The 10,787-nt window shown below is 63.1% G+C and carries 10 protein-coding genes and 1 pseudogene; 6 read left to right on the top strand and 5 right to left on the bottom strand.

All coding sequences use genetic code 11. From position 1 onward, the window contains the following. Positions 1-112 (top strand): annotated as a pseudogene (locus ABK249_RS33400) (IS630 family transposase); the annotation flags it as partial. 134 nt (positions 113-246) lie between these two features. Here ABK249_RS33400 and ABK249_RS33395 read toward each other — a convergent pair. The 4 genes from ABK249_RS33395 to ABK249_RS33380 form a co-directional block, all read right to left on the bottom strand. After that, positions 247-1,470: an FAD-dependent oxidoreductase gene (locus tag ABK249_RS33395; RefSeq protein WP_348864902.1), complete on the bottom strand. Its 1,224-nt coding sequence runs from the start codon at positions 1,468-1,470 to the stop codon at positions 247-249. Positions 1,471-1,500: 30 nt separating this feature from the next. Then, the gene (mazG, locus tag ABK249_RS33390) at positions 1,501-2,334 is read right to left on the bottom strand and encodes a nucleoside triphosphate pyrophosphohydrolase (protein WP_348864901.1); all 834 of its coding nucleotides are present in this window, start codon (positions 2,332-2,334) and stop codon (positions 1,501-1,503) included. 15 nt (positions 2,335-2,349) lie between these two features. After that, positions 2,350-2,937 (bottom strand): deaminase, encoded by a 588-nt coding sequence (locus ABK249_RS33385; RefSeq protein WP_227702762.1) that lies wholly within the window; start codon positions 2,935-2,937, stop codon positions 2,350-2,352. 104 nt (positions 2,938-3,041) lie between these two features. Then, the gene (locus ABK249_RS33380; RefSeq protein ID WP_348864900.1) at positions 3,042-4,403 is read right to left on the bottom strand and encodes a GGDEF domain-containing protein; all 1,362 of its coding nucleotides are present in this window, start codon (positions 4,401-4,403) and stop codon (positions 3,042-3,044) included. Positions 4,404-4,767: 364 nt separating this feature from the next. On the opposite strand from ABK249_RS33380, the gene cysG reads away from it, so the two are divergent. The 5 genes from cysG to ABK249_RS33355 all read left to right on the top strand — a co-directional run bounded on the left by cysG (position 4,768) and on the right by ABK249_RS33355 (position 9,677). Then, entirely contained in the window at positions 4,768-6,210 is a 1,443-nt protein-coding gene (gene cysG, locus ABK249_RS33375) for a siroheme synthase CysG (protein WP_348864899.1), read from the top strand. Further along, positions 6,207-6,521, top strand: a complete 315-nt coding sequence (locus ABK249_RS33370; protein ID WP_348864898.1) for a DUF2849 domain-containing protein — start codon at positions 6,207-6,209, stop codon at positions 6,519-6,521. The genes cysG and ABK249_RS33370 overlap by 4 nt, the downstream gene beginning before the upstream one ends. Positions 6,522-6,528: 7 nt before the next feature. Beyond that, positions 6,529-8,202 carry a nitrite/sulfite reductase gene (locus ABK249_RS33365; protein ID WP_348864897.1) on the top strand — a complete coding sequence of 558 codons (1,674 nt, stop codon included), beginning with the start codon at positions 6,529-6,531 and terminating at the stop codon, positions 8,200-8,202. A gap of 13 nt (positions 8,203-8,215) precedes the next feature. Further along, on the top strand, positions 8,216-8,725 hold the full coding sequence (locus ABK249_RS33360; RefSeq protein WP_348864896.1) for a DUF934 domain-containing protein: 510 nt from the start codon (positions 8,216-8,218) through the stop codon (positions 8,723-8,725). 139 nt (positions 8,726-8,864) lie between these two features. Further along, the gene (locus ABK249_RS33355) at positions 8,865-9,677 is read left to right on the top strand and encodes a ferredoxin--NADP reductase (RefSeq protein ID WP_348864895.1); all 813 of its coding nucleotides are present in this window, start codon (positions 8,865-8,867) and stop codon (positions 9,675-9,677) included. Positions 9,678-9,814: 137 nt separating this feature from the next. On the opposite strand, the gene ABK249_RS33350 is transcribed toward ABK249_RS33355, so the two are convergent. Then, complete coding sequence (locus ABK249_RS33350) at positions 9,815-10,285, bottom strand: hypothetical protein (protein ID WP_348864894.1); 471 nt, start codon at positions 10,283-10,285, stop codon at positions 9,815-9,817. Positions 10,286-10,787: the final 502 nt, after the last annotated feature.

Below are 10,787 nucleotides of genomic sequence, written 5' to 3'. Positions count from 1 at the left end.
GCAGGCCAGAAGCCGCAACGCCATCCATGACGCGCTCGCAACCATCCTCCAAACCGTTTCTCCAAAAGAATGCCAGAACTATTTCAACGAGGCCGGATATGAACGGATCTAAAATCATCCCGCTCTAAAGCTAAGATCATGATTTTGTAACCTCTCCCACAAGGGGAGAGGTAGATTCGCAGCGGTGCGGCATTCCTATCTCTCCCCTTGTGGGAGAGAAAGCGATTTCAACACCTTGGCCGGAGCCTAAGTGTTCGAAATCGCAAGTGAGGGGATTTCCGTTGTTGAATAATTCCCTGCGCCGATCCTCCCGACTGGGTTGAGAAAATCTCCCGTTACCAGCCGGCTGACGAGATAGCGCACCAGCGGCAGCCGTGTTGCTGGGCCGATCACGACGTCGCGCATGAAAGGCAGGGCGCGACTGTCCGACTGATAGAAGGGCGTCAGAACACGACTTAGCATCTGGTAGAGCCAGATGTGTAGTTGGCGCTGCTTCAGATGCAGTGCGAAGGCTTCCTCGACTGTTTCCGCTTTTTCCAGCGCGAGTGTTAGGGACAGCGCGTCGAGCAGCGCCATGTTCGCTCCCTGGCCAAGTTGCGGACTTGTGGCGTGCGAGGCGTCGCCGATCCGGATCATCCTCCTTCCGGCGATCGGTTTGCGCGTATGGTGCCGATAACGCGCATGCACCGGTTCGGCGATTTCCGCGAACCGCGCCGCCTCCGGCCACATGGCTGCGACCTCGTCGATCCACGCCGCCCGACCCGCCCGGCGCCAGGCTTCGATATCCCCGTTGCGCAGGCTCCAGAAGAAAGTCGCCATCTCGGCGGCGCCGTCATGCGCTGTACCGACCGGCAACACGCCGGCCATGCGGCTGGCGCGTTCGTAGCGCTGTTCGAGTTCGCTGGCATGGAATGGCCCGTCCTTCGGCCACGGAACGGTCGCCCACAGCGCTCCATAGCCGAGCTCCTTTGCCGGATCATATCCGACCGGCGAACTCGCCCCCATGGCGTCGACGATGAGATCGGCAGTAGGAGCCATCCGCCCGCCATCGAGCACGATCGCCGGCTTCTCTCCCTCCGCAAGACCGGTTATCCGCGACGATGTCTCGAATGCGACTCCGACAGAAACCGCAGTCTGTAACAGGAGGTCGAACAGCGCAACGCGCTGGATGGCGATGCCGTATTCGCCTTGCCGATAGCCGATCTCCAGCACCGTTTTGTTCGTCCCCGCCAGCTTGCCGTGCATGCGGGTAATGTTTGCTCCGCGCATCCGCACTCCGTCGGCGAGTCCCATCACCGCAAGCACGGCCGAGCCGGTCGGCTGCAGCACGAAACCGGAGCCGACCGGCTGCGGTGCTGTCATCTGATCGTAGATCACGACTTTCACGCCGCGTCTGGCGAGCATCGCCCCGAGCGAGAGCCCTCCGATCCCGGCGCCGGCGATCGCCGCCTCAAGAGCGTCGAGCTTCACGGCGATCCTTCCCCCGGTCGTGCCATTCTGTCAGCCGATCTGCCGCTCGATCGCCTTCGCCGCCTGCCAGAGTTCTTCCATGCGCTCCAGCGTGGCGTCCTCCAATGTTTCATTCGATTTCTGAAGTTCCGTCTCGATATGGTTGAACCGGCGCCTGAATTTCGTATTGGTGCCGCGCAGCGCCTCTTCCGGATCGGCCTTCACGTGCCGGCCGATATTGACGAGCGCGAAGATCAGGTCGCCGAGTTCGTCGCTGACCTTGTCCTGCCGCCTTTCCCGCAGCGCCTCGCGCAACTCGCCGATTTCCTCCTCGATCTTGTCGAGGATCGGCTCGGCCTCCGACCAGTCGAAACCCACCTTGGCGGCCCGTTGCTGCAGTTTCAGTGCTTCGGTCAGCGCCGGCTGGCTGCGATGGACGGAGCTCAGGAAACCGTGCTTGAAGTCTTCCGTGATCCCGCGCTTCGCCCGCCGCTCGGCGCGCTCGCGCTTTTCCTCCGCCTTGATGTCGTCCCACTGCACCTTCACCGCATCAGGCGTGGCGGCATCCGAGACGGCAAAAACATGCGGATGGCGGCGGATCATCTTTTTGGTGATCGCCTCGACCACGTCGCCGAACGAGAATTCACCTGCCTCTTCCGCCATGCGGGCATGGAAAACCACCTGCAGCAAAAGGTCGCCCAGTTCCTCGCAGAGGTCGTCCATGTCGTTGCGCTCGATCGCGTCCGCCACCTCGTAGGCTTCCTCGATCGTATAGGGCTTGATGGTCGAAAAATTCTGCTCGAGGTCCCAGGGGCAGCCGGTGACGGGGGTGCGTAGCGCCGCCATGATCTCGATCAGCCGCGAAATGTCCTTCGATGGTTCCATGAAGCGATCCCTCGCTCAAGCGAGCGGAATATTGTTTTCGGTCTTCCCGGACTGATAACTGTCCGAAAGCCGCTGATAGGTCGCCTTGATGCGTGCTGTCTGCGCCTTGAGACTGCCGCGCAGCGGTTCGTCCTCGCTCTCCACCAGATCGGCGATGAAGTAGGAGTTCCAGAAGGCGTTTTGGCGCCGGTAGCCGCCGGGCTCCAGCCCGAACACTTCCTTGAGGATCTTCAGGTCATGCGGAATGGCGAAGGCGTCGCGCGAATCCTCATGGGTGAAGAAGGAGTAGAAATTGTCGAAGCCGGCCCAGGTGATCGCCGACATGCACATCGTGCACGGTTCGTGAGTCGACAGGAAAATCAATTCCTTGGAAGGAAAATTTAGAGTCTTCTCATAAAAGCGTTTCAGCGTGTGGACCTCGCCGTGCCAGAGCGGGTTTTCAACCTCGTTGTTGGTTTCGGCGATGACCAGCGAAAGGTCGGATTTTTTCAGGATCGCCGCGCCGAACACCTTGTTGCCGGCTGCGACGCCTTTTTCCGTCAGCGGCAGGATGTCGGTTTCGATCACGTCCAGCAGACGGGCGGCGATTGTCTTGGCGGTCAAGGCAGGCTTCCTTCAAAGATGGCTGGCGCCAATCTATGGCCATCGGACCTGCGGGAAAAGCGCTTTGTGGCCGCCGTCCGGGCTTATCCGCAGCTACCGCCGTCTCAGGCTGCGATCACTTGGTTGCGGCCGCCGTTCTTCGCCAGGTAGAGAGCCTTGTCGGCGGCATCGATCAGATGCTGGAAGTCCGGATGGCCGCGATGCGTCGCCACGCCGATCGAGATCGTTCCGCGAATGCTCGTCCCGTCGGCGACATTCAGGTCCGTGTTCATGAAACCGGCCCTGACCCGCTCCGCGACCTCGAACGCCTTGTCGTGATCGGTCTCGACGAGTGCCACGAGGAATTCCTCGCCGCCGTAACGGAAGACGATGTCGGCTGCGCGGGTGTGTTCGATGATGATCTCGGCCACCTGCCGCAGCACCTGGTCGCCGGCCGGATGGCCCCAGCGGTCGTTGATCTGCTTGAAATGGTCGACATCGATCATCAGCACCGACAAAGGCGTGCCGTGCTGCAGACAGAGCGAGACCTCGCGGCCGAGGATCGAGGGAAGGAATTTGCGGTTCAGTGCATTGGTCAGAGCATCGCGCGCGCCGGCGGAGGCCGAGAGGCTCTGGAAGAGATCGGCCAGCAGGAACTTGATCTCCTCCACGAGCGACTGGAGCCGCGCCACCACCGCCGCAATCTCCGTTCCGTCCGCGGCGTCGCGATTTTCGATCTTTGGAAGAAGCCGGTCGTCGATTTCCCGCATGGCTTTTTCGATGTTCCTCAGCATCAGCGAGCCCTGGAACATGATGCTCGCGCGATGCCGGAACCACAGGCCGAACTCGGATGAGGAGATCAGCTCTATCCGCGGCTTGCTGCCGGCGGCGCCGAAGAGGCCGAAGATCACCGACTGGCTCCATTCCATCAGCGCGGCCCGCTGGCTTTCCCGTTCCACGCCGACATCCTGGCCGAGCGTGAACAGCCTGTAGGCCTCCTCGACCTTGGCGCGCTGCGCCGCACCGCTGACATAGGCCTCGCTCATCTGCAGCATGGCGTAGTCCATGACCTCGTTGAACAGCACGATGGCGATCGCTGCCTGCCGGTTGCCGTACTCGGCGAGCAGGGCCTTCGACACATCGGTCTTGATCAGGCTTGCCCCTTCGAGCACGAGGTGCATCGGCAGCCTGATGCGCGCATGCACTTCGCCGGTGCGCCTCTGCCGGTCGTTGAAATCGGAGAGATCGCCGTCGGGCTCGATCTCCATGAGCGTCAGGAGCCATTTCCGCAGGGAATGGCTCAGCCGCTCATGGACCACCGAATGACTGAGGAACGGCAAGGCTTTCTCATGGGCGAGGAAAGCGTCGTAGAAGCGATTGACCAGTCGATCGGCGTCCCGCTCGAGCACCTCCAGCAATGTCTCCCTGGCGGATGAAAGAAGGTTTCTGTCGCAGGACTGCCAGAAATTCAGAGGTGGCGGGCTCATGTGCGGAAACATCGCTTTTCGAGAGGGACGGACACGGTTTTCTGAGCATTCTTCTGTTTCAATTCTATTAAAATTGCGGGTTGTCATGTCACTTGGCAGAGTATTTCTTCCCGACCTTGGGCTGCCGGATGTAAGGCGGCGTCCTCCTTTGCTGCTGCGCCTCGCGGAAAGCGAAGGGCCGCAGAACGGGAACCCAGTTCCAAGCCTCGGAAAAGGCTGAGAAAGACAGCCTGCGGTGGCTTTTGCTCAAGAAGCCGCGGAACGCGAAACAGAAATACCGCGACGCAGCACACTTCGCATATCCATTCCTTCAACTTCGATGCTCAATCGCGGATAGTGCACTGCTATGGTTCAAGGTGCCCGCATGTTCTCAAGCCCAGACCGCCTGTCGGTTTTCCCGGCCTTCTTTCGCATCAGCGGCAGGAGCGTGCTGGTGTTCGGCAATGGCGACGAGGCTTTCGCCAAGGCACGGCTGTTGCGCAATACGGATGCCGGGATCGTCGCCTATGCATCAGCGCCGCAAGCCGATTATGCCGCCTGGCTCGCCGCTGAGGGCATAGAGACCGTTCGCGACCGATTTTCACCGGAGCAGGTGAAGGGTGCGGTGCTGGTGTTTGCCGCGACCGGTGATGCCGCGCTGGACCGGGTGATCGTCACGGCCGCCCGCGCCGAGAAGATACCGGCAAATGCGGTCGACCAACCGGAATTCTGCGATTTCTACACGCCGGCGATCGTCAACAGGGCCCCGGTCGCCATCGCGATCGGCACCGAAGGGGCGGGGCCGGTTCTCGCCCAGATGATCCGTGCCCGGATCGACCGGATGCTGTCGCCCTCGCTGGGTGCGCTTGCCCGGCTTGCGGCCGAATATCGCGATGCTGCCGAGAAGTTTGTGCCGCGCGGCGTGTCGCGCCGTATTTTCTGGAGCCGCTTCTTTTCCGGAGATGTGGCCGATGCGGTCGCCGCGAACGACAGCGCCGCCGCCCGCCGTGCCGCCAATACGCTGCTTTCGGTGCAGGAGCGGCAAGCCGGCAAGATCTGGCTGGTCGGTGCCGGTCCGGGTGCCGAGGACCTTCTGACGCTGCGCGCCCAGCGCGTGCTGATGGAAGCCGATGCGATCGTCTACGACGCGCTGGTGCCCCAGGCGGTCGTCGACATGGGCCGCCGCGATGCCGAGCGTCTGCCGGTCGGCAAGCGCAAGAACTGCCATTCGAAATCTCAAGATGAGATCAATCGTCTGCTGGTCGAACTCGGCCGCCAGGGCAAGCGTGTCGTGCGTCTGAAATCCGGCGATCCGCTCGTCTATGGTCGCGCCGGCGAGGAGATGGCGGCGCTCCGTGAGGCAGGCATTGTCTACGAGATCGTGCCGGGCATCACCTCCGCCTTTGCCGCCGCCGCCGATTTCGACCTGCCGCTGACGCTGCGCGGCGTCGCCTCCTCGCTGATCTTCACGACGGGACACGACCTGACCGGCGACGTGCTGCCGGACTGGGCAAGCCTTGCCGTTTCGGGCGCAACGATCGCCGTCTATATGGGCCGTACGGTCGCCGCTTCCGTGGCGGAACGTCTGATGGGCGCCGGCCTCGCGCCGGAGACGACGGTCGCCGTGGTCGAGAATGCCAGCCGCGCCGACCGCCGGCTTTTCCATGGGGTCCTCGGCGAACTGCCGGATCTTCAGGCGCGCGACGATCTCGTCGGCCCCGTCATGGTGATCATCGGCGAGGCCGTCGCCGGCGCGAACTTCGAAAAATCCGAGCATTTGTCAGCTTTCAGGGCTGCGGTTCGGGAAACGACAGGAATGAGAGGATGACCGACAAGGTTCTGACAGCCAACCGCCTGACCGATGGCATCGCCGTCTGGCTCGATGCGAACGGCCGCTGGGTGGAAAACCTGCAGGATGCGCTTGTCGCGCGCCACGCGGAAGCCGTTGCTTCGCTGGAGGCGATCGGCAAGCGCGATTTCGCCGAAAACAAGGTCGTGGACGTCGCAGTCGTCGACGTCGAGGAGCAGGGCGGCAAGCTCTGGCCGATCCGCCTTCGCGAGCGCATTCGCGCTGAGGGCCCGACCATGGAATATGCCGCCGGCTATCGCGCAGCCGATCCGGCCTTCATCGCAGTCTGAGGAAACCATGTACCGTTACGACGAATTCGACCACGCTTTTGTCACGAGCCGCGTGGAGCAGTTCCGCGATCAGGTGGCGCGCCGCCTTTCCGGCGAACTGGCAGAGGATGCCTTCAAGCCGCTGCGCCTGATGAACGGCGTCTATCTGCAGCTCCACGCCTATATGCTGCGCATCGCAATCCCCTACGGCACGCTGAATTCGAAGCAGATGCGCATGCTCGCCCGTGTCGCCCGCAAGTATGACCGCGGTTACGGGCATTTCACCACCCGCCAGAACATCCAGTTCAACTGGCCGAAGCTCTCCGACACACCGGATATCCTGGCGGAACTTGCGACCGTCGAGATGCATGCGCTGCAGACCTCCGGCAACTGCATCCGCAACGTCACGGCGGACCATTTTGCCGGCGCCGCCGCCGACGAGGTGGCCGACCCGCGGCCCTACGCCGAAATCCTGCGCCAGTGGTCCTCGGTGCATCCGGAATTTTCCTACCTGCCGCGCAAGTTCAAGATTGCCGTAACCGGCGCCGAGCGCGACCGCGCGGCGATCCAGGTGCACGACATCGGCCTGCATCTCAAGAAGAACGACAAGGGCGAGCTGGGCTTCGCCGTCTATGTCGGCGGCGGGCAGGGGCGTACGCCTTTGATCGCCAAGAAGATCCGCGACTTCCTGCCGGAAGCGGACCTCTTGTCCTACGTGACGGCGATCGTGCGCGTCTACAATCTGTTCGGGCGTCGCGACAACAAGTTCAAGGCGCGTATCAAGATCCTCGTCCACGAGACGGGCGTCGAGGAGGTCACCCGCCGGGTCGAGGAAGAATTCTCTCACCTGGCCGGTACGGAACTGAAGCTTCCCGAGGCCGACATCCAGGCGATCGCCGCCTATTTCGCGCCGCCGGCTCTGCCGGATCGCGCCGAAGGCTGGGCGCAGCTTGCGGGCTGGAAGAAACAGGACGAGGCCTTCGCCCGCTGGGTGAGCCAGAACGTTGAGCCGCACAAGCATCCCGACTACGGCATGGTGACGATCTCGCTGAAGCCGATCGGCGGCATTCCGGGCGATGCGTCGCACGAGCAGATGGACCTGATCGCCGATCTGGCGGAAGAATTTGGCCATGACGAAATCCGCATCAGCCATGAGCAGAACGTCATCTTCCCGCATGTGGCTTTGGCCGATCTCGAACCGCTCTACCGCGCGCTCGTCGCACAGAACCTCGCGACCGCCAATGCCGGGCTGATCACCGATATCATCGCCTGTCCGGGGCTCGACTACTGCGCGCTGGCGAATGCCCGTTCCATTCCCGTGGCGCAGGAAATCTCCACCCGTTTCGGTGCGCCCGAACGTCAGGCGGAAATCGGCGAGCTGAAGATCAAGATCTCCGGCTGCATCAATGCCTGCGGCCATCACCATGTCGGCCATATCGGGCTCCTGGGCGTCGAGAAGAAGGGTGCCGAGCTCTACCAGATCACGCTCGGCGGTTCCGGCGACGAGAACACCTCAATCGGCGAGATCATCGGCCGCGGCTTCGAGCCGAGCAAGGTGACGGATGCGATCGAGACGATCGTCGACACCTATCTGACCTTGCGGCTTTCGAAGGAGGAAACCTTCCTCGACGCCTATCGCCGGGTCGGGCCGCAGCCGTTCAAGGAGGCGCTCTATGGCGATGCCAAGGCAGAAGCTGCGTAAGGGGGCTGCGTAAATGACCAGGATCTGGAGAGAAACCGGCTTCGTCGAGAACGATCCCTGGGTGATCGAGACCGAAGAGGTGAAGGCGACCGAGGAGCAGAAGGCGCTGCTGCCGCTGGACGCGCTGATCGAGAAGGCGGAATCCAGCAACGATGTCGGCCTCGGCGTGCTGATCAGGCCCGGCGACGATGTCCACAAGCTCGAGCCCTATCTCTACCGGCTCGAGATCGTCGCGGTGGAGTTTCCCGCCTTCAACGACGGCCGCGCGTTCAGCCATGCCTCGCTGCTGCGCGACCGGCTCGCCTACCGCAACGAGCTGCGCGCCGTGGGCGACGTGCTGATCGACCAGGTGCCGCTGATGCTGCGGGTCGGCATCGACAGTTTTGCGGTGACGAACGCGACCGCGCTGAAGCGGCTGGAGGAGGGGCGCCTGCCGGGTATCGCGGTCCATTACCAGCCGGCGGCGAGGGCTGCGGAAAAGGCACCCGGCTACAGCTGGCGCCGCCGCACCGCGACCGCCTGAGGCGAAAAGCGGATTTTCCGGCACATATTTTCCCTGAAGCCCCGCGACTTGAGGACGCGGGTGCCTTCAAATGAACGGCCTTATGGTATATTTCGCTAGTGCGAAAGATGGGCCACAGACTGAGACGAGACGGACAGGCATGAACGCTCCAGCGAAGACAGAAGAATTTGCGGTCAAGATCCCCGACGGCGTCTATGCCGAGACGGTGCTTGACGTCGAGCATTACACCGACCGCCTGTTCCGCTTCCGCATGACGCGGCCGGCCGGTTTCCGCTTCCGCTCCGGCGAGTTCGCGATGATCGGCCTGATGGTCGGCGACAAGCCGGTCTACCGCGCCTATTCGGTGGCGAGCCCCGCCTGGGACGAGGAGCTGGAATTCTTCTCGATCAAGGTGCCGGATGGCCCGCTCACCTCGCATCTCCAGAAGATAAAGCCGGGCGATATCGTGCTGATGCGCAAGAAGCCGACCGGCACGCTGGTGCTCGATGCGCTCACCCCCGGCAAGCGCCTCTACATGTTCTCGACCGGCACCGGCATCGCGCCCTTCGCGAGCCTCATCCGCGATCCGGAGACCTACGAAAAGTTCGACGAGGTGATCCTCACACATACCTGCCGCGAGGTGGCCGAGCTGAAATACGGCTTCGACCTCGTGGAGGAGATCAGGAACCACGAATTCCTGGCGGAGATCGTCGGGGACAAGCTGAAGCATTACCCGACCGTCACCCGCGAAGAATTCCCGACGAAGGGCCGCATCACCGACCTGATCACGAGCGGCAAGCTGTTCACCGACCTCGGCGTGCCGCCGCTCGACCCGGAAACCGACCGCGGCATGATCTGCGGTTCGTCCGACATGCTGAAGGACACCAAGGCGCTGCTCGAAAAGGCGGGGCTGACCGAAGGCGCCAACAGCAAGCCCGCCGAATTCGTCATCGAAAGGGCGTTTGTGGGGTGAGGTCCGGTCGGCGCAGCCGACGAAACGATCCAGTGAATCGTTTCGAGGACCGAACGCCGCGAGCCTAAAGCGAGCGGCCGGGACGCCGGTGCGGCATGCGCGGCCTCATTACGCCCTTTCCACCTCTTCGGCATCGATCATTGCCCGCCCTCCACGAACGTCTCTTCCTCCTCCGCGACCCTGCCGAATCTCAGAAAGGCGCCGGCAATGCTCCGAGGAGGCGGGGCGAGTGGCGGGAGGCGAAGACGGCGCAGCCAGCCGCGCAGGGCCGGACGGTTGGCGGGCTCCTCGGCAAGCGCGGCGACGGCCGCGGAGAGGTTGAGCCTCAGCATAAAAGTCTGCGCCTCGTTTTCCGCTTCGGGCAAGGGGTCCCGTCGGGAAAACCGCGCGGCACAGCCGCCGGCGATCTTTCTCTGTTCGGCGAACAGATTGCGATGGAAGTCCTGCAGGGCGCCGACGCATTCGGGCTCGCCATCCGCGGAGACGGCGGCCGCGCAGCACCCGGTGCGGCCGCAGGCACGGCGCGGGCAGAGCCGCGGCATGCCGAGGACTTCGGCGAGACGGCGGCTGATGCGGGTTTCAAGGGGCGGGAGACTGGGATCTGTCATGGGGGCTCCGTTGATGAATGGGTGGGATGGGCTGGACGGAGTCCTCCCTTGGCGATCCTCGGTTTTCGCTTCGCTCTCCCGAGGATGACGAAGTATGTGGCGGACGGGGCGCTGAAAGCTGCCTCTTAAGTTAGTTTATAGGTGACACCTCTCGGCGCCCCGTTCGGCGGTTTATGCCCGCGACTCCGATCCCTCTGCGATGACGGGGTTTGTGGGAACTGTGGCGTGTCCCTCCTGAGCGGGAGAGTGTCATGCACGCTCTTTAGACTTACGGTGCCACGGCCATGACCGCCGGTCCCGATTGCTCATTCGCGAGCCGTCGGGGGGCACCGTCTTCCACCTGCGCCGCGCGGCCGGGCTTTCAAGGAAAACCCCCGGACGCCGCATGGCGCTGTCCCGTCACCCTCCAATGCCTCACAGGCACGCCCGGCGCATAATGCAAGGAAGCGAAACGAGACGTCGGCCCGACAGCGTCTCCTCCGCCCCACCTCGCCGGAGGGAG

It is taken from the genome of Neorhizobium phenanthreniclasticum (assembly GCF_040066075.1).
In the GTDB taxonomy this organism is placed as follows: Bacteria; Pseudomonadota; Alphaproteobacteria; order Rhizobiales; family Rhizobiaceae; genus Neorhizobium; species Neorhizobium petrolearium.
The sequence above is the reverse complement of the archived record's forward strand: the minus strand, read 5'-3'. Positions and strand labels throughout refer to the sequence as shown.

Excerpts from the sequence above, each read along its gene's own strand:
- mazG (WP_348864901.1), bottom strand. The coding sequence starts at position 2,334 with ATGGAACCATCGAAGGACATTTCGCGGCTGATCGAGATCATGGCGGCG.
- cysG (WP_348864899.1), top strand. The coding sequence starts at position 4,768 with ATGTTCTCAAGCCCAGACCGCCTGTCGGTTTTCCCGGCCTTCTTTCGC.
- ABK249_RS33350 (WP_348864894.1), bottom strand. The coding sequence starts at position 10,285 with ATGACAGATCCCAGTCTCCCGCCCCTTGAAACCCGCATCAGCCGCCGT.
- ABK249_RS33370 (WP_348864898.1), top strand. The coding sequence starts at position 6,207 with ATGACCGACAAGGTTCTGACAGCCAACCGCCTGACCGATGGCATCGCC.
- ABK249_RS33365 (WP_348864897.1), top strand. The coding sequence starts at position 6,529 with ATGTACCGTTACGACGAATTCGACCACGCTTTTGTCACGAGCCGCGTG.
- ABK249_RS33355 (WP_348864895.1), top strand. The coding sequence starts at position 8,865 with ATGAACGCTCCAGCGAAGACAGAAGAATTTGCGGTCAAGATCCCCGAC.
- ABK249_RS33380 (WP_348864900.1), bottom strand. The coding sequence starts at position 4,403 with ATGAGCCCGCCACCTCTGAATTTCTGGCAGTCCTGCGACAGAAACCTT.
- ABK249_RS33360 (WP_348864896.1), top strand. The coding sequence starts at position 8,216 with ATGACCAGGATCTGGAGAGAAACCGGCTTCGTCGAGAACGATCCCTGG.